The sequence below is a fragment of the Cerasibacillus sp. genome (assembly GCF_036516575.1).
Lineage (GTDB): Bacteria > Bacillota > Bacilli > Bacillales > Amphibacillaceae > Cerasibacillus.
Genome location: NZ_DATBTY010000083.1, coordinates 40,531 through 66,250 on the forward strand (window position 1 = coordinate 40,531; position 25,720 = coordinate 66,250).

Consider the following 25,720-nt stretch of genomic DNA (forward strand, 5'->3'; position numbering starts at 1 on the left):
TGTTAAATTCACTTAATCTATAATATTTTCTAATCCGTAAATAAGTCCGGTGATCTCAGTGACATTGTTTAAGGCAAATTGTATACCTGTCATAAAGGATTGACGATTATAGGAATCATGAGTGATCGTTAATGTCTGCCCCGTACCACCAAAAATCACTTCTTGATGAGCAATTAAACCAGGTAAGCGAACACTATGGATGTGGACACCTGCCTGATTAGCTCCTCTTGCACCTGGCAATGTCTCCTTCTCATTAGGATGCCCTTGTTTTTTAGCTTCTCTCGTTTCCATAATCATATCTAACGTTTTCACAGCGGTTCCTGATGGGGCATCCAATTTTTGATCATGATGCTTTTCAATAATTTCAACATCTGGGAAATATCTCGCAGCTCTTTTGGCGAATTGCATCATCAAGACAGCTCCAATTGCAAAATTAGGAGCAATAATACATCCTAACTGCTTTTCCCCTGCAATTTGTGTTAAATCATTAATTTGTTCCTTCGTAAAGCCTGAAGTTCCTACAACCGCTCTTAAACCTGCTTGTAAAGCAAGTTTTGTATGTAAATATCCGACATCTGGAATTGATAATTCTAAGAATACATCAGCTTGAATGGATTGAAAACACTGATTTGGATCCTCATATATCGGTACATCAACATCTGGTGAACCGTTAATATCCTTTAATAATTTTCCGTTATGTATGCGATCAATACAAGCGACAAGCTCCATATTATCTTCGTTTAAAATCATCTTAACGGCTTCTTTACCCATTCTGCCTCTCGGTCCTGATACGATTACTTTTAGTGTCATAGTTGTCAGCTCCTTGATTATTTACGAGTCCAGCGATCTTTGTCACGTGTTTCAATTTTTGTCATAGATTGTTCAAATGCTTGCGATAGGTCAATCTCTAAAGAATTAGCAAAACATGTTAGAACAAATAACATATCGCCTAATTCTTCTTCAATTGTTTTTTCTTGTTCGGAGGCTTTTTTAGGCTTCTCTCCATAATAATGGTTCACTTCACGTGCCAACTCACCAACTTCTTCCGTCATGCGTGCCATTAAACTTAATGGTGAAAAATAGCCTTCCTTAAATTGTGATATATAAGAATCAACTCGTTCTTGAATTTCTTTCGTCGTATAATAATTCATAGAAAAATGGCACTCCCTTCATTATAACTAAGTATATGAACATATATCAATGTTAGCTAATTGTCCATTCTTTGACAAATGTTTTATGGCAAATATGCATGAAAAAAGAGGTGTACTTATAAAGAAAGTCACCCCTTAATATATTAGAACAATTACTATTCTCGGTTACCAAAAATAATTAACGCAAAACGAATCAATTCCATGACAGCAACTAAAGCAGCTGCAACATATGTCATAGCCGCAGCATTTAGTACTTTTTTCGTGTCACGTTCCTCACGATTTGTAATAAATCCGCCACTGACAAGTTGTCCCATGGCTCGACTCGATGCATCAAACTCAACTGGTAATGTGACAAGTTGGAATAAAACAGCACCAGCCATAAATAATAGACCGAATACGGCTAAATTCATCATATTTAGAAATAGCCCAGCAATAATCAAAATAAAAGATAGGTTAGATCCAAGGTTTGCAACAGGTACTAATGCTGAACGAAATTTAAGGAAAGCATAGTTCTCTGCGTCTTGGATAGCATGTCCGACTTCATGAGCAGCAACTGCGGAAGCTGCCATTGAATATCCGTGATAATTATCACTGGATAAACGGACTGTCTTTGAACGTGGATCATAATGGTCTGACAGAATGCCCTTTGTTTCTTCAACTGTAACATGATTGAGACCATTATGATCTAATATTTGTCTAGCCACTTGCGCTCCAGTCATTTGAGAAGATGTAGCGATTCTTGAATATTTAGAGTATGTTCGTTTGACCCTTGCTTGTGCCCATAATGGTACAAGTATTAGCACTGCAAAGTAAAGTAATAGGGTTCCTGAGCTAAAATACATGCATTGTCCCTCCAAAAGTTGTCTATAGGTCAATTTTAGTCAAACACGTCATATCAGTCAACTTTTTTGTCTTGTGTTTTAGGTTGTGTTTTTCGTTTTTCTCCTCTATATTTTCTCCAACTTACATAAGTTAATGTAAGGGCAATCAATCCTCCTACGACAAATAATACCCAATAAAAAGCAATCATATCCATACCTTTTTTAACTGTTTGTTGTTTTATTTCTGCTGTCGTAGTTAGTGGCATGCTCCAAACTGTTAGTATCCCTATGACAAAGAAAAATATGATTTTATTGATCTGCCTGATAAAATATTTCATAGAGATCCCCCGCAGTACTTTTAATCTAATCTATGCGGGAGGTAAACGCTTTATACCGATGTTGTCGTTTGATCGTTAATTGATAGGCGATGAAAATGGAAACAACACTTAACCAAAATGTGAAATAGCCAATGCCACTCATATAATCTGTTAACGAATGATATACTGGCATCATACCAAATACATAATCAATCACATCATTATGTAAAGTCCATATACTTGCAACAACGAGATGTTTTAATTCAATTTTATAGAAACGTGCAAAAAGCACACCTTCAACAGCCATTAAACCATGGGATAATATAAGCATGTATCCTTGTGGACTTAATGAACCATCTATATACAACGTTAATAAGTTCATTACAACTGCCCATACGCCATATTTAAACAATGTAATTAACGCCAATGCTTCGATATACGGAACATTGCGCTTAAAAATAAAGAATAACAAGAAGATGGTAAAAAACATGCTAGCTGTTGGGCTATCGGGAACAAATATGAGAAATTTGCTTGGGGTGATAGCTAATTGATACTTATACCAATAGAATCCGTATATTGTTCCAAACAGGTTAATGAGGAATAAAAGAATGAGCACACGTCGATCAGTTAAGACATACCTGAACATCTAGAAACCTCCTTTAAAAGGTTAAAAAGCACCTTTAACCACTGTGATGGCAAAGGTGCTTTTACTTAGCTTTATTATTCTTTATTTTGTTCGTTTACTGAAAAAATAAACTCAGCTAACTGTTCGAGTTCTTCATCTGTACCGTCAAAGATACCTGCTGGCATGTTACCTGTTCCATCTACAGAGATTTTAGCAATTTCCTCTGCAGTCTGTTCAATTCCAATTAATGGTGGACCAGCAGCGCCATCTGTTAAGTCATCACCATGACATGATGCACAGCTATTTTTATAAACCTCGTAACCTGGATCAGATGTATCAATTTCAACTTCTGATGGTGGGATAGGCTTGTTTGCCTCCGCACGTGCTTCCCAATCAACAGCTGAAGCTGAATCATATGTTAGCCAAATAGTAGCAATTAAAGCTAATAACATCATACTTGTTGCAATTGGACGTTGACTTGGACGACGTCCTGGTCCATTATCAAGGAATGGTGCTAAAAAGAGTGCACCAAATGCTAGACCAGGGATGACTACAACACCAAGTAATACGAAATCTCCACCTGCATATTTGTACTTTAATAATTCATACAAGAATAAAAAGTACCAGTCTGGCAATGGTATATACCCTGCTGTCGTAGGGTCAGCCATACCTTCTAGAGGTGATGGATGGGTTAATACAAGTGTAAGGAACCCTACTAGAAAAACTGAACCTGCAAGCCACTCTTTTAATAAGAAGTTAGGCCAGAAAGCTTCGGTTCTACCAGGATATTCCGAATAATCCTTTGGAGTTGTCGATGTTTTCTCTGCTGTAACACGAGAGTCACCAACAAACTTCATTCCTTTACCCCTTTTCATTCTTTATCCCTCCTCATCATAGTGGTCCAGAAATACCTTGTCTACGAATTAAAATAAAGTGTACGGCTAATAAAGCGAATAATGCTCCCGGCAAGAAGAATACATGGATTGCAAAGAATCGAGTTAATGTTTGCGCACCAATAATTTCAGGATGTCCACCGAGAAGGGTGATTAGCCAATCCCCGATTAAAGGTACTTGCCCAGCAATGTTTAAACCAACTTCTGTAGCAAAGTATGCTTTGTTATCCCATGGTAATAAGTATCCTGTGAATCCTAAACCAAGCATGACAAAGAATAATAGAACTCCTACCATCCAGTTTAGTTCACGTGGTTTCTTATATGCTCCCTGGAAGAACACTCGTAGTGTATGTAATAAGAGCATAACAATAACGACACTGGCGCCCCAATGGTGCATACCACGAACAATTTGACCATGTGCTACCTGTGTTTGTAAATAATACACGGACTTCCAAGCGTTTTCAATATCCGGCACATAATACATTGTTAAAAACATGCCCGATAAAATCTGAATCACGACAACGAAGAACGTTAATCCTCCAAAACAGTAAACAAATGCTGAAAAGTGATGTGCTGGGTTAACATGTTCTGGAACTTCGTGATCCGCGATATCTCGCCAAATTGGCGTAATATCTATCCGCTCATCAATCCAATCATACATTTTTTGTAACATAGATGATTACGCCTCCCCTCTTGGATATGCTTTTCCTAAAAACAGCATGCCATTTTCAACTTTATGGTCATATACATGTAACGGCTCTAAAGGTGGTGTACCTTCAACGTTAGTACCATCTTTTGTAAAGCGTCCGTCATGACATGGACAATAAAATTGATTTGGATGACTTTCATTTCCTTCCCACGAAACCATACAACCTAGATGAGTACATTTTGGGGAAAGAGCTACAATCTCATCCTGTTCATTTTTAAATACAAATGCTTTTCGAGTAACGTCGGATTTATACCAAGCGTCAACTTGTTCTACATCCCACTCAACAGGTTGTGGTTCTGCTGTAATATCATCTACGGACAAGCCTACATTCGCAAAATCACCAGTACCAGATGGTTGTAGAACAGGGTCAATCGCCATGCGTAAAGGTGAAATCAACATTCCTGCTGCCATGAACCCGCCAACACCTGTTAACGTATAGTTTAAAAATTGTCTTCGGGTTACTTGCTTCTTTTTATCACTCATGATTTTCCCCCCTCTTTACTTTGATGTGCACGGACATAATATGTTTTAAAATCAGATTACTAGGACATTACCATGATAGCGCAAAGTAACAGCCTGGTCAATCAATATCTAATAAAAGTTAAAACTTGTTCATAGTTGGCAAAATTATTCCTGTTTTCACCAGTAAGAACGAATTAATTCACTGACTTGTAACACATTTTCTCGCATCCAATGTTTTAATTCAGCATCTTGAATATTGTCCACTTGAATAACAGGTAACCAAATTAATTGACCTTGCAAGCTTCTTTCGTATTTCTTCCATTTCATATCAAATGTGATGAAGAAAATATGTTGGAATGGTTGTGTTTGAATATCTTTAATCCATGTGTTGATTCTAGGAAGTTCATTTTGTTTATCTTCTGTATCTAGATATGTATACGGTGGTATCTTCATTGTTCGACCTGATAATTCCCGCTCCAATTCGTCAATGAATATCGTTAATACATCACTTTGATAGGCGTGCTTCACTAATTCATCTTCGTTTGATAATTGAAACGGATGTAAAGGCAGTAAAATGGTATCAATATACTCTTTTGCTGTTACATATTTAGATAAATCATCTTGTTGCCACTTCATGACTGTCTCCCCTTTATATTATTTACATAAATGTGGATATATATGCTATCATATCTTTTCTTACAAAAAAAAATCAACCATTAACAAGAGGGTGGTTGATTTTTGTTTTCTTCAAGTTGTTTTAATGCCCGGGATAGCCTTAAAAATTCCTTCTTATCCCCTTGGTCTAAAGCAACATCAATTTTTGATTTTAATCGTTTTTTTTGAAAGAGATAAACCGATATATCAAGTAATTGATGTGCATGTTGTATATCTTCTTCGGAAAGGAAATAATCTTCCGGTAAGTATGGATTTTCTTCCAATACACTAACATACCGTGCGTTTTTATGTGCATGTTTAAAATTTATTTCGATATAAAGGGGTTGATCTTGGTTCATGCGTATATCATGAAATGTCTTGTCAGAATCGGTTGTCACTATATGGCTCTTATAGTAACGAAAAGGAACATCACCGGAACATATTGTTGACATTATCAAACCTCTCGGACAGAATTTGGCTTCATTTACAAAATGAATGTTTTCTAAAATCGTTTCATGTCCTAACAAGTAATGCAGAATCCATACGCTCTCACGTTTTTTAAAATGTAAATGATTTAGTACCCAAGTAATGAAATCCTTCTTATCTTTTAACGATACAGGTGTGTTCATTTATCGATCTCCTCACCATATTGGAACATCCTTCTGTTAATCCCTCTCTTCTATGCGTTCGACAAATGCTGCTACATCATAATCATCTGAGATAATGTTTAAATACGCTCTAAATGTATTTAAAGCTTCTTGTTGCATGCCTTCTTCATTAAGAAGCGTACCATATTCCTTTAGAAAATCTGGGTCATCCTGTAAATTAGTATATGCTTGTTTATATGCATTTAATGCTTGTTTTCTTTCATCTATTTCTAAATATGCTCTTCCTAATTCCCATTCATAGAGTGCATCAACAGAACCGGTTTTTTTGACATCTTCTATCAATCCAATAATCGATTCCGTTCTTCCCACATCTTTCCATAGTGCAATAAGCGATAAAATGGCTTCTTTATAGTCTGGATCAAGTGCTATTGCTTCTTGAAACATAGCTTCACTTTCAGCAATACGATTTAATTTTTGCGAAAGGATACCTAAATAATAATATAATTCCTTATTAAATTCATCATATTCAAGACCTTGTTTCACTGTGTTATATGCTTCATTGATTAACCCCTGTCTCTCGTATGCTTCTGCAAGTAGTGGATAAGCTGAATGATAGTAAGGATCTTGTTTCAATAATTTTTCTAAGACATGGATTGTAACATCATCACGTTCTAACTGAAATGCCGTCAATCCATATGAAAATAGAGTAAAAAAATTAGGCTCTTTAATTGATTTAAAATAATTAAAGGCAACTTCGTACTTTCCTATCGCTGTAAAACAATGCGCCAATCGTTCGGAAATGGACACATCTAACATATCTGTTGTCATCTTTTCATAATACAATATGGCCCGGTTATATTCACCGACGGAATAATACAGTTCGCCAAGTGCAAAATCAATCACCTCTTCTTGGGGAGCAATTCGTTTGGCTTCTAACAATTTTTGCTCGGCAACTTCAAATAATCCTTCTTGTTCATATAAATCGGCTAATTGAACTAATGCAGGAAGATAAGCATCGTCCTCTGAATCAATTAATAAAAGTAATTCAATTGCCATAGCATCTTCTTGTTGCTCGGTATATATCTCCGCAAGCATTAAGATGACATGACTATCATGAGACATGTCATTTAATGGTTCTAAAATAGAACGCGCCTCATCTAAAAATCCCCATTCCATAAAAAAAGCAGCATATGTTTTTTTTTCATGATCTGTCGCTTTATCAAGTGCTTCTTGGATTAATATAATGGCTTCGTTTGCTAGATTCATTTCCATTAATTGGCTTGCTTCTTTAATCGTATCCATATATAGCTTCCTTTCTTATATTATATGACAATTTGCTTTAAATCATGGATAAAATTAGGATAAGAGATATTAATGCATGATAAGTTATCGATATGTACCGGTTGTTTAGTTATGAGAGAGGCAATAACAATCATCATCGCCATTCGATGATCTCCATATGCTGAAACATATCCACCTGTTAAAGCCTTTTTTCCATAAATAATCATTCCGTCATTTGTTTCTTCGATTGTTGCTCCTAGAGTCGTCAATACATCAACAACGGCTTTTATCCGATCCGTTTCTTTGACACGTAGTTCTTTAGCATCTTTAATAATTGTTTTTCCTTCTGCTTGGGTTGCTAATAAACTGATGATTGGTAATTCATCAATAAGCCGTGGAATTAAATTTCCGCCTATCGTTGTACCTTGCAAGGTACCAGATTCGATTACAAGGTCACCAACGGGTTCTCCACCTGTTTCATTTTTTTCAGTTACATGAATACAAGCACCCATTTGTTCAAGTACATCTAACATACCGGTTCGTGTTGGATTAAGACCAATGTTTTTAATGACTAATTGACTACCTTGCAAAAGAAGTGCCCCAGCAAGGAAGAAAGCAGCTGATGAAAAATCGCCCGGAACATTGACTTTTGTTGCTTTGAGCTGTTGTTTACCCTTTATTGTTATGTGATTATTTTCTGTTTCTAAAGATATGCCAAAACTCCGTAACATCAATTCTGTATGATTTCGTGTTGGCGTTTGTTCAATAACGGTTGTTTGTCCATCGGCATGTAATCCTGCTAATAACATAGCTGATTTAACTTGAGCACTCTTTATCGGCATTTTGTGTGTCATTCCAGATAATGGTTTACCTATTATGGCTAAAGGTAGCCGTTTATGATGATCTCTTCCATAAATGGATGCTCCCATTTGTTGTAATGGTTGAATCACCCGATCCATCGGACGCTTACTCAATGATTGGTCACCATAAACCGTTGTAAAAAGTGGTAATCCTGCTAATAATCCAAGCATTAGTCGGGCGGTTGTTCCTGAATTGCCGAAATAAAGTGGTTTCAAAGGTTCTTCTAGCCCAGAAGCACCTTTTCCTTCAATGGTAACCATCTCTCCATCTCGTTCAATAGGAACACCTAATTGCTGAAAAATTTCCAATGTGCATAGACAATCTTCAGAAGGAAGGAAGTTGGAAACAGTTGTTGTACCATTAGCTAATGAACCAAGCATAATCGCTCGATGAGTTATCGATTTATCCCCTGGGACATCTAGACTCCCTCTTAAAGCATGGGCATTAAAATCAAGTTTTATTGGTTTCATGTGTAAATTCCTTTCTCCAAATCCGCCAAAAACAACGTTACAAAGTCTCTTACTTCCCGATCAGTAAATGACTTAATGACAGGTTGTCCAATTGATTTTAATAGAACCATCTGAATATGACGGTTAACAACCTTTTTATCAGTTTTCATTCGCTTAATAAGTTCGTTTACGTTAGTTTCTGGAATCGTTAATGGATAATCGTGTTTCTTTAACCAGCCTAGTAAAGGTTGATAGGCGTGCTTGTTTTGATACACGTCTTCACTGACATATAATGCAAAGAGCAAGCCAATCGCAACCGCCTCACCATGTGTTAGTTGCCCATATCCTAATTGCTGTTCAAGTGCATGTGCTAATGTATGGCCAAGATTTAAGTAGCGCCGTATATCTTGTTCCTTCTCATCTTTTTGAACGACATTTGCTTTAATTCGCATGCCATGATATAGGTGATTGACACGAGTTTGGTCATCGGTTTGATAAATATTTGTTAAGAGAAGGTCGTTAAAAAAAGCCTCATCCCAAATTAATGCTTCTTTAATGATTTCGGCATAACCTGATCGTATTTCTCGGGTATTTAAAGTATGAAGCGTTGACACATCATAAATGACTGCTTTTGGCGCATAAAAATGGCCAATTAAATTTTTACCTAGATGATGGTTAATTGCAACTTTTCCGCCGACACTACTGTCATGTGCTAATATCGTTGTCGGCACTTGAATAAAATCAATGCCACGCATAAATGTCGCGGCGATAAAACCAGCCAAATCACCGACAACACCACCACCTAATGCGATAATTAATGAATGTCGATCCATTCCAAATGAGATAGCCCTCGTGTGAATATCATAAAAGCTTTCAATTGATTTAGATTGTTCTCCAGGTTCAATAACGACTTGATTAACAGGAAATTGCTTCAAGGCTTTGATTACCTTGTCTAAATAATAGGTTGCCACCGTCTGATCTGTTATAACTAAAATGGATGAATAAGTTGGATCGATATATTGATCTAAGTTAATTAACAAATCTTTTCCTAGATAGATAGGATAAGATGTTGAAGCAGATTTAATCATCATCTGTTTCATTAAAAGCACCTGCTTGTTTCACGAAAGCGGTCTATTTCACGCTTTAACACTGAAAATTGGTCACTCGAAAACTGCTCCGTAATCGCTTTAGCTATCTCAAAAGCGACAACATGTTCCATCACAACCGCTGCTGCAGGAACAGCACAAGCATCAGAACGTTCGATACTAGCATGGAACGGTTTTTTTGTCTCAATATCGACACTTTGGAGTGGTTTGTAAAGTGTCGGTATCGGCTTCATCACACCTTTGACGATTAGTGGCATCCCAGTTGTCATACCACCTTCAAAACCACCTAATCGATTTGATTTACGATAATATCCTCTTTTCTCGGACCACATAATTTCATCATGGACTTCACTTCCATTTTTACGTGCTGCTGAAAAGCCAATACCAAATTCAACGCCTTTAAATGCATTAATACTCATCACACTACCCGCAATTCGCCCATCTAACTTCCGGTCATAATGAACGTATGAACCAATACCTGCAGGCACACCTTCTACAATCACTTCGGCAACACCACCGATTGAATCACCATCTTGTTTAGCTTGGTCAATTTTATCCATCATTTTCTGTTCCACTTGTTTATCTAAAGTACGTACGGGTGATTGGTTGGAAATATCAATTCGTTCTTCGATTGATAATGAAGGAAGATCTTTAGCAACAACACCTGCTATTTCTTTAACATAACCTACTACTTTAATACCTAAATGATTTAATAATGTTTTAGCAACAGCACCTGCGGCAACACGGGCCGCTGTTTCACGAGCGGATGATCGTTCCAGTACATTACGCATATCCCGATGGCCATATTTTAAAGCGCCATTTAGATCGGCATGACCAGGTCTCGGTTTCGTAACAATTCGCCTAATATATCGATTTGGATCAATCGGTTCTTCTCCCATAATGTCTGTCCAATGTTTATAATCATCATTCGTAACGACAAGTGTTATTGGTGATCCTAACGTATAACCATGTCTTACCCCACTCATAATATTAACATCATCAGTCTCTATTTCCATACGTTTACCACGCCCATAACCTTTTTGCCGGCGATGTAATGACGCATTAATATCTTGTGCTAAAAGCGGCATACCTGCAGGCACACCTTCTATAATTGTTGTCATTTGTTTACCATGTGATTCACCTGCTGTTAAATAACGCAACGATCCTGCCTCCTTTACATGTTTAAAGCTATGTATATTATACAAAAATACTCTTATCTAAGGGAAGATAAGAGTTATATTTCTTAGATCTTTTGATAAAAGAATGTATCGAACAAGCGAAGATTAAAGCGTTCAGGATGGAAGATTTGCTCCGTACTCCCCACGAATAAAATACCATTGGTCGTTAAAGCATTTCCGATACGTAAATAAATATCTTCTTTAGCTTCATCAGTAAAATAAATTAAAACATTTCTACATATGATTAAATCAATTCCCGATGGATATGAGTCCTTTAATAAGTTATGCCTTTTAAATGTTACCTGTTGTTTAATATGTTCTGTTATCTTATATAAATTATTTTCGAAGGTAAAATATTTACGTTTTATATTGTCAGGAACTTCTTTTAATGCTTGTTCTTTATATACCCCATTTTGAGCCTTTTGTAAAATATTTTCATCAATATCTGTAGCCGTTATATTGAATTGAACATGTGGAAAATACTCTTCCAGCATCATGAGAAGACTGTATGGTTCCTCACCAGTTGAACATGCTGCACTCCATATATTTAGGTGATTTTTAGTTTCTAATAGTGATGGAATGACTGTTTCTCTAAGGACATCCCAACGTTTCGGATTTCGAAAAAATTCAGAAACATTAATCGTAATCCTGTCGGTAAATTCATTCATGAGTTGTGGATCTTTATCAAGTGCTCGGAAATATGAAGAAAAATCTTGAAATCCGCGTTTATTCCTTAATGATGTTAATCTCCGTCTCATCTGAGCCTCTTTATATAACGATAAATCAATCCCAAGCTTTTTATTAATCTGTAATATGAATGTTTGATAATCTGCCATATGTTGTCTCCATTTGTAATTCATAATTGTTGAAAAAGCCCCCGTATGTCGGAGGCTTTTGCTTAGTAAATCCATGTTTGGTCTTGCTTTTTATAAGATACCAATTCTTCTTCTTTAAAGAATAGATTAATCTCGCGTTCAGCACTGTCAGGAGAATCGGAACCATGAATAACATTTTTACCAATCGTTACACCGAAATCCCCACGGATTGTACCTGGAAGAGCTTCAGCTGGATTCGTTGCTCCCATCATTGTACGAGCTGTTTTGATGACATCTTCACCTTCCCAAACCATCGCAAATACTGGTCCGGATGTGATAAAGTCAACAAGCTCTCCAAAAAACGGGCGTTCTTTATGTTCTCCGTAATGTTGTTGTGCTAATTCATCAGAAATCTGCATCAATTTAGCTCCAACTAATTGGAACCCTTTTTGCTCAAAACGAGCAACAATCTCTCCGATTAAATTGCGTTGAACCCCGTCTGGTTTGACCATTAAAAATGTTTTTTCCATGTTTTACACCTCATTTGTTATTTCATCAACCGTTAAGATTTTATCAAATTTCAATTCAATTAACAACTGATGTTCAAATCTATGTATTGGTAGAAACGATTTAAAAACGTCGTTTCCCGATAAAATGAGCAATATTCTCTAATGTTTGTTTAGGAGTAGAATCAGGTATGTCCTTAATCATATCTAATGCTTTTTGTAAATATTGATTACTCATTTGATAAGCCGCTTCTATGGCACCTAAATCTTTAATCGATTGAATTAAATCATTTATTTTTTCATCTGTTATTTCTTTAGGATGATTAAAAATATGGATAAGTTCTTGAAAAAATATAGGGTCTTTCATTGCAAACAGAACAGGTAAGGTTATATTTCCCTGTCTTAAATCACTTCCTGCTGGTTTGCCAAGTTGTTTTTCAGTTGATGTAAAGTCTAGTATGTCATCAATAATTTGATATGACATACCAATATAATAACCATATTTACTTAATTTGCGGACATCAGACTGATGTAGCCCTGCAGAGATGGCACCGAGTTTACAACTCGTCGCAATCAATAGTGCGGTCTTACGTTTAATACGACGTAAGTATACCCGTAAATTCTGTTCCCAATTATATTTATATTTAATTTGTTCGACTTCTCCGATACACACATCAACCAATGCTTTTGATAAGCAGCGATGGATTTCTGGCACTTTAATTGCCGTGATACTCTCTAGTGCTCTAGCCAGCATATAATCGCCTGTGTACATGGCCACACGGTTATCATATTGATGCTTGATTGTCGGTTTTCCGCGTCGCAACTCAGCATCATCTATAACATCATCATGCACAAGTGTCGCCATATGGATTAATTCTAAAGAAACGGCGATAGTTTTAATTTCTTCCATCTGAAAATTACCAAGTTTTCCGGAAAGCAATACAAAAACTGGCCGGATTCGTTTACCTCCCGCTTTAAGTAATTGCGTGGATGCATTTCTTAATACTGGGTGTTCTGCTTGAATGACTGAACCTAATGCCTTTTCAATTGTTTGTAGCTCTTTTCTAAGATAACTGTATGTTTTGGCTAATTTCATGCGATTCACCTTTTGCAATTTTTAAGACAACACATTATTTATATCCCATATGCATTGCTGCTACTCCACCAGTATAGCTCTTCACATCAACTTTTGTGAAACCTGCATCAAGAAACATTTGCTTTAGTTTCTTTTTGTTAGGAAAGTCTTTTGCTGATTCATGTAACCATGCATATTCTTCATAACTTTTTGCAAAGACTTTACCAAATAATGGCATTATAAAACGAAAATAAAAATAATATAATTGACGATATACTGGCAAAGTTGGCTGTGATGTTTCTAGGCAGACGACTTTGCCTCCAGGTTTCACAACCCGATACATTTCTTTTAAAACCGTCATATAGTCTGGAACATTTCTTAGGCCAAAACCAATGGTGACATAGTCAAATGAATTATCAGCAAACGGTAAATCCATTGCATTACCGTGAATATACGTTAAATGGTCAAGATCCGTTTCAGCCTTTTTTTCTTTCGCAACACTGAGCATATTTTTACTAAAATCTAAACCAATTACTTCACCATGCGATTCAGTTGCTTCAGCCAAAGCAACACTCCAATCACCCGTTCCACAGCAAACATCTAATGCACTTGAACCTGGTTCAACATTCATACGGTCCATGACATCATTACGCCATGACTTATGCCTTTGAAAAGAAATAATGGAATTCATCGTATCATACTTCTTATAAATCTTTTCAAAGACATGATGCACACGTTCTTCTTTAGTTTGTTGTTTCATATGACAGCCCTTCCCACATATTGATGTATTATGAGTTAATTATTTGATCTAAGAATGATTGTGACTGATTAATAAACAGGTCATGATGATGCCGTAATTGAGACGCTTGTTTTCTTAATGTCATCATATGCTCTTCCATGTCATTTTCTATAAACGATAGGAATAATTCATAATCCAAGTCCAATTGAAGCTGGTTAATAATCGACTTTTTATGTTCATGACCATTGTTTAAAGTATATATTAATAACCATTCCTCTATATAAGAAACAATTGCCGGTTCGTCGATATATAAAGCTAGATGTGTGTATAGAGACGCTTCTATTGTTTTAATGAGTTCTAGTAACTCTTCGAATGTATCAAATTCACGATAATATACTTTTATTTTCGCTTCATTTATTTTGCGAATGGCTATAGCAAGTGTTTGGATTAATTCGTATTCATCGATATTGGATAGTAATAAATAATATAAACTACTATAATAATCTCCTGCTAATACGAGAAGTTGTTGTTCGAGTGAAACGCCTTCACTGTCCTGATTTTTCTCTTTATTATTGACTAGATCATGTGTATCAAGCGCCATTTGAACGAGCATCGTTGTCATTACATAGTTTTCTTTTTGTTGCTCTGGAATGTCACGGTTCTTTAACAATGTGTATAGAAGTAATAGTTTACCTTGATCTATATTCGGTGCTTGGATGTGTTTGTCTAAATACTGATAATGAGCTTGCTCTTTTATTAATGTCTGTATCTTTTCTAAGTCTAGCATAATGTTATGCAAAAGAATCACCTTGACCCTTCCAACTATTCCACCTTAGCTTTTGCTATTATAACATAATTAACGCTAGGGGATAACTAACAAACTCTAGAAGATTATTTTAGTCGGTCATTATTTCACCATGGTTCGTTTGTATGAGTGCTTTTCCTCTAACTTTTATAGCTGAAGTATGTTCAGTAAATTGAGCTATCATCACTTCACCTTTATCTAGCTTTTCTGAATGATGGAAACGAGTTTCGGTTCCACGTGTTAAACCAATCACATTAACACCATCTTCTAACGCTTTTATGACAAAATAGTCGGATTTGTTATGAGGGCTTTCCATATTTGTACCTCCTATCATATGTTTATATTACATAAATAAAAAGGGTGCGCACATCTCACGCACCCCTTTATCGCCCTATGTACTCGATTATTTCACGGCTTCTTTAAGGGCTTTTCCTGGCTTAAATGCAGGAACTTTGCTTGCCGGAATTTGAATTTCTTCTCCGGTTTGTGGATTACGTCCTTTACGAGCAGATCGTTGACGTACCTCAAAGTTACCAAAGCCAATTAATTGTACTTTTTCACCTTTACTAAGTGAATCCATGACAGTTTCAAAAACCGCATCAACTGCTTTACCAGCGTCCTTTTTTGAAAGTTCGCTTTTCTCAGCAACAGCATTAATTAATTCTGTTTTGTTCATGATATTCACCTCCTCCCAATATGTCCTGTAACATTGGAACAAATTATTGCTATCATCATTTGTTTACCAATTTGCTTTCTTTTATACTCGAAAGCCATTAAAATCAATGGTGACAAGGAATATAATAACTTACACTCGTGTAAATTTCAACAAAAACTTATCATTTCTATCATTTTTATTGAAACCTTCACAGAAATCATGTTATCTCTTCCTTATAGGTATTATGACATACTATGGAGGCAAAAATCTAGTCCAAACCTAGATGTTTCTTAGTTTTCTAGAAAAAAGTCCTTGATATAAACTGAAATTTGATAAACATTGAGGTGGTTCGTTTACAAAATAATCGCGATTAATCCACCCGAGCCTTTATTTATAATTTGCTCGAGCGTATCTTTTAACTTATAGCGAGCATTCTCTGGCATGAGGGCAATTTTGGCTTGGATACCCTCTCTTACAATTGAGCTTAGGGACCTGCCAAATATATCTGACTCCCAAATCGAAAGTGGATCTTCTTCAAAATCTTGCATTAAATAACGTACCAATTCTTCACTTTGTTTCTCAGTACCTATAATAGGAGAAAATTCGGATTCAACTTCTACTTTTATCATATGAATACTTGGTGCAACAGCTTTCAAACGAACACCGTAACGAGCACCTTGTCTAATGATCTCTGGTTCATCTAATTCCATGTCTTCTAGACTTGGAGCAGCAATCCCATAGCCCGTTTGTTTTACCATCTGTAAGGCACCTGCGATTTGATCGTATTCACGTTTAGCATAAGAAAAGTCTTGCATTAACTGGAGGAGATGGTCTTTACCACGAATTTCTTCACCTACGATTTCCTTTAATACGTCATCATATAAATGATCAGGTGCATGTAAATCGATTTCGGCAATGCCATCTCCCATCTCCATTCCGGCGATATTGGCACGATCAATATATTCGAATGCCATAAAGTCGCCAATAATCTTATCAACATCTCTTAGACGTTTAATGTTCTTCACGGTCGATTGAATTGATTCTTGATAGTTTCGTTGTAACCAATGATCCTCACGTAAAACCATCACCCAGCTCGGTAAATTCACATTGACTTCTAAAACAGGAAACTCATATAATGCTTCACGTAACACATTATAGACGTCATGATCTGTCATCGTTTCCACATTAATAGCCAAGACAGGAATATCATATAAATCTACTAGTTCTTGTCGTAAATTCTCTGTATCCGGAGCGCTTGGTTGTGTTGAATTAATAACCATTATAAAAGGTTTTCCAACTTCTTTTAATTCTTCAACTATCCGTGCTTCTGCTTCAACATATTCATAACGCGGAATTTCTCCAATTGTACCATCAGAAGTTACAATGACACCAATTGTTGAATGTTCTTGAATGACTTTTCTTGTTCCAATTTCAGCTGCATCATGAAAAGGAATCGGATCTTCATACCATGGTGTATGAATCATGCGGGGACCATTTTCGTCTTCAAATCCTTTTGCACCTTCAACCGCATAGCCAACACAATCAACCAATCTTATGTTGACATCCAGTCCATCTTCAACATTGACTGTAACTGCTTGGTTTGGAATAAATTTTGGCTCGGTCGTCATAATTGTTTTACCTTGAGCACTCTGGGGTAATTCATCTTGAGCTCGTGAACGTTCATTTTCGTCACGAATGTTCGGAAGTACCACAAGCTCCATAAACTTCTTAATAAAGGTCGATTTCCCGGTTCTTACTGCACCAACGATTCCGAGATATATATCCCCATCAGTGCGTTTGGAAATATCTTTAAAAATGTCTACTTTCTTCATCAAACATCCCTCCTGATCTAACTCTACACATAATCATAATGACGTGACGAATCATTGATATTACAAGTCTATGATGTTGTCCATGTGAATTATGACTTGAATATATTAGGTTTGTATAGCTTGGTAATCAGATATTTGAACACTAAAAAAGCCCCTGCAACAATATATTGTTACAAAGGCTCATTTATACCATTATTCATTTAAAAATACAGGTTCTTTATTCTTAACAGTATATGGTAGAGAATAAGCTGGTACAAACGGTGAATGCTCAACTAAAAGAAATCGAATATCATCACCTTCTTTATAATTATGCTTATACTCATTTAAAGCTTCCTGTAGATCTTTACGATAGTCTATATATAATTGACCATCAGAACCAATGATAATCGGTAGACTCTCTTGTGAAAAAGGGCTGATGACACTTGGTGGTGCGTCAAGTCCTAATTTCTCATAGTTCAATGTATAGACACCCGGACTAATTTTCTTATCAAATGGTGGGTAAATATGTTTACTTCGATAATGATCGAGATGTACATTGATTTTTCGAATAGCTTCAGTTGTTCGTAAATCAATTAATTTCACCTGCGGATTATCTTCTGGATCTACAATCGTATACTGATAAACCCCGCCATTTTCATACGCAGTGGATGGTATTTCAGTTAGTAACTGATTTTCCTTTAATAACGAAAAATCAATTAAGTATTTCTGAAAAATTGGTGTGTCACTATCTTTTGTTTTAATCGGAACGAGTCCGTTCGTTTCTTCTTTATACTTTTCGACTGCTGATTGAACCATTTCTAACTGAATTTCATTTGGAACTTGATTCTGAGCAAGCTCCTCCTTTGGATACATACAACCAGTTAAAATAAATGTGATTAAGACAAGGATGAATATGCTTTTTTGTTTCATTTTTTGTTTCCCCCTTTTCCTTATTGAGTAGGTCCACTTAGAACGACATAAAAAACAATTAATGCCCCCACTATAAGACAGATATAAGCAAGGAAGGAAACGATGGTAGCAAATACACCAGATAATTTATTTCTACCTAATTGAATAAAGACAATTGCTAAAATGAGTAGACCAATTCCTACAAATGAGATGATTTCTTTTATTTCTGCAGCGGACATATTTTCACTCCTACATGTAGCAATGACATTTGTAAATTACATTATAACACATATAAATCGATAATTGATGCTCGCTAATCACATCAAGTACAACAAAAAATCCGAGGATAAAGTGGGGTCAACTTTAACCTCGGTTTGACTAAATAATACCCACAGCAACTCTAACATTGAATGCTCACACGGTGTATTGTATGCTAATTAAGTGCTTACTGCATCATCAGAAGCCCACAGTTTTACTTATCTATATACTTGTTTAGCGACTGCATATCAGCAGGAATCTTATTAGACGTGATGGCGTGTACAATTTTGTCTTCCGTTTCTTTCGGAAGCGATTTATTTGCCATTCTCGTCAATCTTTTCACTAAATTTCTTACCGTCTGTTCATCCGAAAAATTAGCATGCTTCACCGATTCAGCTATTTTATAAATATCAGTCGGGTTTAAATTTGTACGCTGACGGATTTTTTCAAAGGGATTTTTTTTATCCACACTTGCTCCTCCTTACATGTAACATTCAACATAGTATATGCAAGGAAGATATGGATGTGTTATGGCTTTTTACCCTCTTCAAATATATCAGCCATTTCATCTTTTTTTGTTCGATTCATTAGTTGTCCAACAATCTCTTTCGGGTGCTTATTTTCAAATAAGATGTCATAGATTCCTTTTGTTATCGGCATGTCAACATTCTCTTCCTGAGCGAATTTAAAAGCCGCTTTTGCCGTTCTAACCCCTTCTACTACCATTTCCATTTGTTGTAAGACCTCATCTAAACTCAAGCCTTTTCCTAGCAAATGCCCTGCTTTCCAGTTACGACTATGGACGCTCGTACACGTTACAATCAGATCGCCAACTCCAGGCAAACCTAAAAATGATAGTGGATGGGCTCCTAAAGCGGTACCTAGTCGAGTCATTTCAGCTAAACCACGTGTTATTAACGCGGCTTTTGCATTATCTCCATAACCTAAACCGTCAGAAATTCCTGCGCCTAGAGCGATAATATTTTTAAGGGCGCCTCCTAATTCAATTCCAATCATATCATCACTTGTATAGACACGAAATGATTCATTAAAAAATAAGTCCTGAGTAAATCTTGCGTGTTCTTCAGTTAAAGATGCAACTGTAACTGTTGTTGGTTGCCGCTGTGCAACTTCCTCAGCATGACTCGGTCCTGATAAAACAACAATATCTTCATAAGCATATTGTGGCATTTCTTCATCGATGATTTCTGAAACACGTTTTAATGTTCCAGGTTCAATACCTTTTGAGGCATGAATGAGCACTGGTTTATTTGTTAATACAGCTGTCAATTTTTGACATACCTCTCGGATTGCTTTTGTCGGTACAACCATAACGATAGCATCCACTTCACGAACTGCCTCTTTCATATCGGTATATGCGATAATGCTTTCAGGAATCATGATTTCTAAATATTTTTCGTTTTTATGAGTTTCATTCATCTTAATCGCTTGTTCTTCATTATGTGTCCATAGACGAACATCATGTTTATTATCGGCTAAAACAATGCTTAAGGCTGTTCCCCAACTACCCGCACCTAGTACTGCTACTTTTGCCATTTTCTCCACTCCTTATTGACGTCTTCTCGCAAATATATTGATCGGTGTTCCTACAAAACCGAACGTATCTCTAATCTTATTTTCAAGAAATCGTTGATAAGTAAAATGCATGAGCTCAGGGTCATTCACAAAAACAACAAATGAAGGTGGTTTAACAGACACTTGTGTAACATATAAAACCTTTAATCTTTTTCCCTTTAGTGTGGCGGGTGGGCTGACTGCGATAGCATCCATGATGACCTCATTCAAAATATTTGTTGGAACACGCTTGGCATGACTTTCACTCACTAAACGAATCACGGGTAGTAAAGTATGTAACCGTTTCTTTGTTTTTGCAGATAAGAACACTATTGGCGCATAATCTAGAAACTGAAAATGCATTCGTATCTCATCTTCGAACTTTTGCATTGATTGTTCTTTAGACTCAATGGTATCCCATTTATTAACGACAATAATAATACCTCTTCCAGCATCATGCGCATAACCAGCAATTCGCTTATCTTGTTCACGAATACCTGTCTCTGCATCGATCAGCACTAAAACAACATCTGAACGATCAATTGCTTTTAAAGCTCGTAAGACACTGTATTTTTCTGTTTTCTCATATACTTTACCCCGTTTACGCATACCAGCTGTATCGATAATTGTATATTCTTGACCGTCTTTTTCAAAATAACTATCGATTGCATCACGTGTTGTTCCTTCAATATCACTCACGATAACACGTTCTTCGTTCAGTATAGCGTTAACTAATGAAGACTTTCCAACATTTGGTCTACCAATTAAACTAAAGGATATGATATCATCATCATCTTGTGCATCTTCAAATGTAGGGAAATGTTTGACGACCTCATCAAGTAAGTCGCCCAATCCTAGTCCATGAGCACCTGAGATTGGATACGGCTCACCGAATCCGAGGGAATAATATTCATAGATTTGTTCTCTTTGTTCTTGATTGTCCACTTTGTTTACAGCTAAAACAACTGGTTTATTAGATTTATACAATAATTTAGCAACTTCTTCGTCAGCTGCTGTTATTCCTTCTTGACCATTTACGATAAAAATAATGACATCGGCTTCATCAATCGCAATTTCAGCTTGCTGTCTAACAAGGGAAAGTAATGGTTCATCACCAATTTCTATTCCACCTGTATCAATAATGTGAAAAGCTGTTGTCAGCCATTCTGCTTCAGCATATATACGGTCCCTTGTTACGCCTGGTTTATCTTCAACAATTGAAATTCGTTCACCAACTAAGCGATTAAAAATAGTTGATTTACCTACATTAGGTCTTCCTACAATTGCGACAACAGGTTTTTGCATGAAAGGAACACCCTTTCTCTTTTTTTGTGACTTTATTTATTCTAGCAAAAGAACTATAAATAAACAATAAACTTTCATATCTCATGCTATATCTTTTGTTGATTATCGTTGTTTTATGCGTGAGAACATCATAAATAATCTATCAATAATATATTCGTATAAAGCTATAACGAACAAGACTCCGATTATTATTGTACATAAGTCTAAAAACACTTCGTTCCCCATGGTATTATAATACGCATAATCAAATAATGAAATATGATAAAGCAATTCACCCCCACAAATACCTAATAAAGCAACAAAACACCTTTTCATATATTCCTTCGTTAAAAAGATAGCTATAAGAACAATAAATGACGGAAGAACAACATATTTCGGAAAGATAAGTAATAATGGGGTTTCGTGCTCCCAAACTAAAAAACTAGCATAGGCAATTGCTATCGTAAATGAAACAAAGAAGTAAAAAAATCGATGATTCGCCTGAAGCAAAAACATTAAACTCCCAAGAAATAAAATAAAATAAGCAACTGAAAAATCTAACATACCAATCGAAATAAACATATTTGATGTGCTAATAAGGATTAAAATCCAATACATAAAAAACCATTGTCGCTTACTAGGTTCCATAAAAAACAAAGCGCAAACAAAATATATCCAACTTAACCAATAAAACACCAAACCCGATGACATACAATTCCACTCCTTAAAAAGAATCGTAGTATAAGTATGACAATATACCGATCTTTTAAACAAAAACCTTTCCATTGTAAAATGGAAAGGTTTCTATCATCAGGATGGCGTGTCAATTAATTTTTATATTTATCTAATTGGTCACCAATTATTTCTCCAAATTGGAAGCTTGATTGTTCTTCCTCTTTTTCATATTGTTTGTATTCTTTTTCAGCTTCTTCAACTTCTAATTCACGAATACTTAGAGACATTCTTTCTTCGTCTTCGTTCACATCAAGTACTTTAACCTTTACTGTTTGTCCCTCTTCTAAAACCTCTTGTGGGGTGCCAATATGGCGGTTAGCAATCTGTGAAATATGTACTAACCCTTCAACACCAGGTAATACTTCAACAAAAGCTCCAAAACTAACGAGTCTTTTTACCTTACCCTCTACCACATCACCGGCTTTTACATTGTCACTAATATTTTCCCACGGTCCTGGCAAAACATTTTTACGTGATAGAGAGATACGTTCATTGTCACGGTCTACTGATAATACCTCGACTTTGATTGTTTCACCTTCTGTAACAACATCAGATGGCTTTTCAACATGCTCATGAGCTAATTGAGAAATATGTACAAGCCCATCTACACCACCTAAGTCAATAAATGCACCAAAGTCTGTTAGTCGGCTCACAGTCCCTTCTAAAACTTGCCCTGCCTCAATAGATTGTAAAAACGCTACTTTTTCTTTTTCAGCTTGCTCTTCGACGACAGCACGATGAGATAAAATAACGCGATTTGTCGAACGATCTAAATCAACTATTTTTACATCAAGTGTTTTTCCTTTATAATCGGAAAAGTCCTCCACATAAAATGTTTCGACTAAAGATGCTGGAATAAATCCTCGAACACCAACATCTGTTACAAGACCACCCTTAACAATTTCTTTAACTTCTGTTTCAAATACTTCATCATTTGCCTGCTTTTGTTCTAATTCTTGCCATGCTTTATCAGCGTCAACAGCCTTTTTCGAAAGAATAACTTCATCGTCATCTAGTTTTGTAACCATTAATGTTAATTCTTCGCCATCACTGACAACATCGCTTGGGGTCTCTACATGTAAGTGAGATAATTCGCTAATTGGGACAATACCTTCTGTCTTATAGCCAATATCAACAAGCACTTGTTTCTCCTCAATATTCACAACGGTGCCTGTTACAGTATCTCCTATGTTTAAGATTGGTAAGTCGTTGTTTAATTCACTCATGATTTTTCCTCCTTAAGAACAAAAACGAATTTACACATCAAGAAATGAGTCCGTTTCTATTACTTTTTAGAAATTTATAAATACCTTCTCTTTATAACTTCTAACAATTGTATATATTTGTCAAGCAAATTATTATGAATCCTTCAATAATTTATCTATTTCTTTCATAATTGTGTCAGCTGTCTCCTGGGCACTTGCTTTTTGCCCACGTAACTCGGCCATATTGACCGGTTTTCCATAAGTCACAATCGTGCGTCTAAAAGGCTTATACGAACCTTCTATCGCACAGGGAATGACAACAGCATCCGATCGTAAAGCGAAAAAGCCAACACCTGCTAAGGGTTTGCCTAACTCTCCCGTTCGACTCCGAGTACCTTCAGGAAAGAGCCCGAGTACTTTTCCTTCTTTTAATATCTTTAATCCATTTCGTAAAGCATTACGATCACCCATACCACGTCTGACTGGAAATGCATTTATTCCAGTGAGTAACTTATTCAAAAACGTTTTTTTAAATAACTCTTCTTTGGCCATAAAGTGAATGACACGTGGTGATGTAATACCGACTACAGGTGGATCTAAATTAGAAATATGATTTGAACAGATGATGACTGCTCCTTCTTTAGGGATATTTTCTTTCCCTCTTACTTTAATTCTAAATAATGGGTAGAAAATAATGGAAACAATGAATTTAGCTAATTGATATAAACTCATCATAATTCCCCTTTACGCTTTATTGCAGATTGTGCTTCTTGTAAAATAAGTTCGGCAACTTCATTAATTGTAAGTGATGTCGTATCAATCTCTATCGCATCAACCGCCTTTGTAAGTGGTGAAACCTCTCGAGTCGTATCTATATCATCACGTTGTTTAATGTCAGCTTTAATCGATTCTAGATCAGATGGAATACCTTTTGCTTGATTTTCCTTATGCCGTCTTTTAGCACGTTCTTCAACCGAAGCAACTAAAAATATTTTCACTTCAGCATCAGGTAATACATAGGTACCAATATCCCGTCCATCCATGACTATACCTTTTTTTGATGCTAATTTTTGTTGTCGAATAACCATTTCCTCCCTTATTTTAGGCCATTTCGCAACGAGTGATACATGTTTTGTCACTTCTTTAGAACGAATTAAAAGCGTAACATCTTCCCCGTCAAGAAAAACATGTTGACCGTCGTGAGACTGTTTCAACTCAATATTGGTTTCCTTTAGCAGCGTTAATAATTTGTCTTCATCTGATAAATCGATTGATTCATTAATGGCTTTAAGTGTTATCGAGCGATACATCGCTCCTGTATCAACATAAATATATGATAGTTCTTTAGCAACCATTTTAGCTACAGTACTTTTACCTGCAGCTGCAGGGCCGTCAATTGCAACTTTAATCGTAGGTACATTTAACAACATCAGTCATTCCTCTCTACAAGCCTTAAATTTCTCTCTTTTTCATATGTTGATTATACCATTTTATCATACAAAAAACTGTTATCTTTCGATATTTCCTAGTTCTTTTCTTCTCTCTTGACGTTGTATGAGAAAACAATACCGAATAAGTTGTTGTTCAATTTGAAAAGGAAGATCAATAAATGTGACAGATGCCCTTTTTATGTCCGCTGAATGTGATAAGCGAACGACTTTACCCAGTAAATCTAGAGATTCACCATCAACAGCATCGGTCGGAAGAACGAGTGAAATATGTAATAAATCACCGATATTCAATTGAACCCCTTTAGGAACTACCAGCATTAAGCCTCCACCACTAATATCAACAGTTACTGTTTCAAATGGCGAAAAGCCGTTTTCTGGACTACTAACAACTAGATCGAGTGTCGTTTTAACTCGTACGAAATGTCGCCTTTGGATACGTTTTAACGAATCTTTCTCAGGCTTTAATATCATTAAAGCAGGATGTGGCATGTTAGTCTTCTTAATGATTTGACTTTTAAATTGATATACAGCATGGTTTTCTTTAATAAAGCTAACAAGTAGCTCGGTTCCATTAATGAAGACTTTCGTTTGCCTTGTTTTTTCATCAACAGGGGGTGTAACGATTAAGTATTCTTCAGTTTCATCAATGAGTTTACAGCTATAGATCATATCATGGTTTTCATTAGAACTACGGCTTTTTAATGTGAGTGTCGTCCCGATTTTCATAAGCATTACTCCTCATTAATACTAATAAACCTATACATCCATTATTGCAGAAATGC

Annotated in this window: 32 protein-coding genes; all 32 read right to left on the reverse strand. The window is 36.1% G+C overall.

Going from position 1 to position 25,720, the window contains the following annotated elements; genetic code table 11:
* Window positions 1-12: 12 nt before the first annotated feature.
* The gene (gene dapB, locus VIG73_RS14620) at window positions 13-810 is read right to left on the reverse strand and encodes a 4-hydroxy-tetrahydrodipicolinate reductase (RefSeq protein ID WP_331643335.1); all 798 of its coding nucleotides are present in this window, start codon (window positions 808-810) and stop codon (window positions 13-15) included.
* A gap of 17 nt (window positions 811-827) precedes the next feature.
* The gene (locus VIG73_RS14625) at window positions 828-1,151 is read right to left on the reverse strand and encodes a nucleotide pyrophosphohydrolase (RefSeq protein ID WP_331643337.1); all 324 of its coding nucleotides are present in this window, start codon (window positions 1,149-1,151) and stop codon (window positions 828-830) included.
* A gap of 155 nt (window positions 1,152-1,306) precedes the next feature.
* Window positions 1,307-1,993, reverse strand: coding sequence for a zinc metallopeptidase (locus tag VIG73_RS14630; RefSeq protein WP_331643339.1), 687 nt, complete (start codon window positions 1,991-1,993; stop codon window positions 1,307-1,309).
* Window positions 1,994-2,046: 53 nt separating this feature from the next.
* Window positions 2,047-2,310 carry a sporulation protein YpjB gene (locus VIG73_RS14635; RefSeq protein WP_331643341.1) on the reverse strand — a complete coding sequence of 88 codons (264 nt, stop codon included), beginning with the start codon at window positions 2,308-2,310 and terminating at the stop codon, window positions 2,047-2,049.
* A 25-nt stretch (window positions 2,311-2,335) separates the two neighbouring features.
* Window positions 2,336-2,935, reverse strand: coding sequence for a DUF1405 domain-containing protein (locus VIG73_RS14640; RefSeq protein ID WP_331643343.1), 600 nt, complete (start codon window positions 2,933-2,935; stop codon window positions 2,336-2,338).
* A gap of 74 nt (window positions 2,936-3,009) precedes the next feature.
* Window positions 3,010-3,789, reverse strand: coding sequence for a menaquinol-cytochrome c reductase cytochrome b/c subunit (locus tag VIG73_RS14645; protein ID WP_331643345.1), 780 nt, complete (start codon window positions 3,787-3,789; stop codon window positions 3,010-3,012).
* A gap of 16 nt (window positions 3,790-3,805) precedes the next feature.
* The gene (gene qcrB, locus VIG73_RS14650; RefSeq protein ID WP_147665587.1) at window positions 3,806-4,480 is read right to left on the reverse strand and encodes a menaquinol-cytochrome c reductase cytochrome b subunit; all 675 of its coding nucleotides are present in this window, start codon (window positions 4,478-4,480) and stop codon (window positions 3,806-3,808) included.
* 6 nt (window positions 4,481-4,486) lie between these two features.
* Entirely contained in the window at window positions 4,487-4,999 is a 513-nt protein-coding gene (locus VIG73_RS14655; protein ID WP_331643349.1) for a ubiquinol-cytochrome c reductase iron-sulfur subunit, read from the reverse strand.
* A 156-nt stretch (window positions 5,000-5,155) separates the two neighbouring features.
* Window positions 5,156-5,614, reverse strand: coding sequence for a DUF2487 family protein (locus VIG73_RS14660; RefSeq protein WP_331643351.1), 459 nt, complete (start codon window positions 5,612-5,614; stop codon window positions 5,156-5,158).
* Between the two features lie 80 nt (window positions 5,615-5,694).
* Entirely contained in the window at window positions 5,695-6,261 is a 567-nt protein-coding gene (locus VIG73_RS14665) for a ReoY family proteolytic degradation factor (protein ID WP_331643353.1), read from the reverse strand.
* Window positions 6,262-6,297: 36 nt separating this feature from the next.
* On the reverse strand, window positions 6,298-7,542 hold the full coding sequence (locus VIG73_RS14670; RefSeq protein WP_331643356.1) for a tetratricopeptide repeat protein: 1,245 nt from the start codon (window positions 7,540-7,542) through the stop codon (window positions 6,298-6,300).
* Between the two features lie 20 nt (window positions 7,543-7,562).
* Complete coding sequence (aroA, locus tag VIG73_RS14675; RefSeq protein ID WP_331643358.1) at window positions 7,563-8,852, reverse strand: 3-phosphoshikimate 1-carboxyvinyltransferase; 1,290 nt, start codon at window positions 8,850-8,852, stop codon at window positions 7,563-7,565.
* Entirely contained in the window at window positions 8,849-9,931 is a 1,083-nt protein-coding gene (aroB, locus tag VIG73_RS14680) for a 3-dehydroquinate synthase (protein ID WP_331643360.1), read from the reverse strand. The genes aroA and aroB overlap by 4 nt, the downstream gene beginning before the upstream one ends.
* Entirely contained in the window at window positions 9,931-11,097 is a 1,167-nt protein-coding gene (gene aroC / locus VIG73_RS14685; protein ID WP_331643362.1) for a chorismate synthase, read from the reverse strand. Before aroC ends, aroB begins: the two co-directional genes overlap by 1 nt.
* Window positions 11,098-11,180: 83 nt before the next feature.
* Window positions 11,181-11,951, reverse strand: a complete 771-nt coding sequence (locus VIG73_RS14690) for a protein-glutamate O-methyltransferase CheR (protein WP_331643364.1) — start codon at window positions 11,949-11,951, stop codon at window positions 11,181-11,183.
* Between the two features lie 62 nt (window positions 11,952-12,013).
* Entirely contained in the window at window positions 12,014-12,460 is a 447-nt protein-coding gene (gene ndk / locus VIG73_RS14695) for a nucleoside-diphosphate kinase (RefSeq protein ID WP_331643366.1), read from the reverse strand.
* Window positions 12,461-12,560: 100 nt separating this feature from the next.
* Window positions 12,561-13,532: a heptaprenyl diphosphate synthase component II gene (hepT, locus tag VIG73_RS14700; RefSeq protein ID WP_331643368.1), complete on the reverse strand. Its 972-nt coding sequence runs from the start codon at window positions 13,530-13,532 to the stop codon at window positions 12,561-12,563.
* Between the two features lie 34 nt (window positions 13,533-13,566).
* A complete protein-coding gene (menG, locus tag VIG73_RS14705; RefSeq protein ID WP_331643370.1) occupies window positions 13,567-14,271 on the reverse strand; it encodes a demethylmenaquinone methyltransferase in 705 nt (234 codons plus the stop codon).
* A 28-nt stretch (window positions 14,272-14,299) separates the two neighbouring features.
* The gene (locus VIG73_RS14710) at window positions 14,300-15,049 is read right to left on the reverse strand and encodes a heptaprenyl diphosphate synthase component 1 (RefSeq protein ID WP_331643372.1); all 750 of its coding nucleotides are present in this window, start codon (window positions 15,047-15,049) and stop codon (window positions 14,300-14,302) included.
* 97 nt (window positions 15,050-15,146) lie between these two features.
* Complete coding sequence (gene mtrB / locus VIG73_RS14715) at window positions 15,147-15,371, reverse strand: trp RNA-binding attenuation protein MtrB (RefSeq protein WP_331643374.1); 225 nt, start codon at window positions 15,369-15,371, stop codon at window positions 15,147-15,149.
* A gap of 87 nt (window positions 15,372-15,458) precedes the next feature.
* Window positions 15,459-15,731: an HU family DNA-binding protein gene (locus tag VIG73_RS14720; protein ID WP_331643376.1), complete on the reverse strand. Its 273-nt coding sequence runs from the start codon at window positions 15,729-15,731 to the stop codon at window positions 15,459-15,461.
* 332 nt (window positions 15,732-16,063) lie between these two features.
* On the reverse strand, window positions 16,064-17,542 hold the full coding sequence (gene spoIVA, locus VIG73_RS14725; protein WP_331643378.1) for a stage IV sporulation protein A: 1,479 nt from the start codon (window positions 17,540-17,542) through the stop codon (window positions 16,064-16,066).
* 192 nt (window positions 17,543-17,734) lie between these two features.
* Window positions 17,735-18,451 (reverse strand): hypothetical protein, encoded by a 717-nt coding sequence (locus VIG73_RS14730; protein WP_331643381.1) that lies wholly within the window; start codon window positions 18,449-18,451, stop codon window positions 17,735-17,737.
* A gap of 20 nt (window positions 18,452-18,471) precedes the next feature.
* Window positions 18,472-18,669, reverse strand: a complete 198-nt coding sequence (locus tag VIG73_RS14735; protein ID WP_331643383.1) for a DUF2768 domain-containing protein — start codon at window positions 18,667-18,669, stop codon at window positions 18,472-18,474.
* Between the two features lie 233 nt (window positions 18,670-18,902).
* Window positions 18,903-19,157 (reverse strand): stage VI sporulation protein F, encoded by a 255-nt coding sequence (locus VIG73_RS14740; protein ID WP_331643385.1) that lies wholly within the window; start codon window positions 19,155-19,157, stop codon window positions 18,903-18,905.
* 59 nt (window positions 19,158-19,216) lie between these two features.
* On the reverse strand, window positions 19,217-20,245 hold the full coding sequence (locus tag VIG73_RS14745) for an NAD(P)H-dependent glycerol-3-phosphate dehydrogenase (RefSeq protein ID WP_331643387.1): 1,029 nt from the start codon (window positions 20,243-20,245) through the stop codon (window positions 19,217-19,219).
* A 12-nt stretch (window positions 20,246-20,257) separates the two neighbouring features.
* On the reverse strand, window positions 20,258-21,568 hold the full coding sequence (gene der / locus VIG73_RS14750; protein WP_331643389.1) for a ribosome biogenesis GTPase Der: 1,311 nt from the start codon (window positions 21,566-21,568) through the stop codon (window positions 20,258-20,260).
* A 102-nt stretch (window positions 21,569-21,670) separates the two neighbouring features.
* Window positions 21,671-22,258: a YphA family membrane protein gene (locus VIG73_RS14755; RefSeq protein WP_331643391.1), complete on the reverse strand. Its 588-nt coding sequence runs from the start codon at window positions 22,256-22,258 to the stop codon at window positions 21,671-21,673.
* A 116-nt stretch (window positions 22,259-22,374) separates the two neighbouring features.
* A complete protein-coding gene (gene rpsA / locus VIG73_RS14760; RefSeq protein WP_331643393.1) occupies window positions 22,375-23,508 on the reverse strand; it encodes a 30S ribosomal protein S1 in 1,134 nt (377 codons plus the stop codon).
* Window positions 23,509-23,640: 132 nt separating this feature from the next.
* On the reverse strand, window positions 23,641-24,219 hold the full coding sequence (locus tag VIG73_RS14765; RefSeq protein ID WP_331643395.1) for a lysophospholipid acyltransferase family protein: 579 nt from the start codon (window positions 24,217-24,219) through the stop codon (window positions 23,641-23,643).
* Window positions 24,219-24,917, reverse strand: coding sequence for a (d)CMP kinase (gene cmk, locus VIG73_RS14770; RefSeq protein WP_331643397.1), 699 nt, complete (start codon window positions 24,915-24,917; stop codon window positions 24,219-24,221). Before cmk ends, VIG73_RS14765 begins: the two co-directional genes overlap by 1 nt.
* 78 nt (window positions 24,918-24,995) lie before the next feature.
* The gene (locus VIG73_RS14775) at window positions 24,996-25,664 is read right to left on the reverse strand and encodes a flagellar brake protein (RefSeq protein WP_331643399.1); all 669 of its coding nucleotides are present in this window, start codon (window positions 25,662-25,664) and stop codon (window positions 24,996-24,998) included.
* Window positions 25,665-25,720 lie beyond the last annotated feature (56 nt).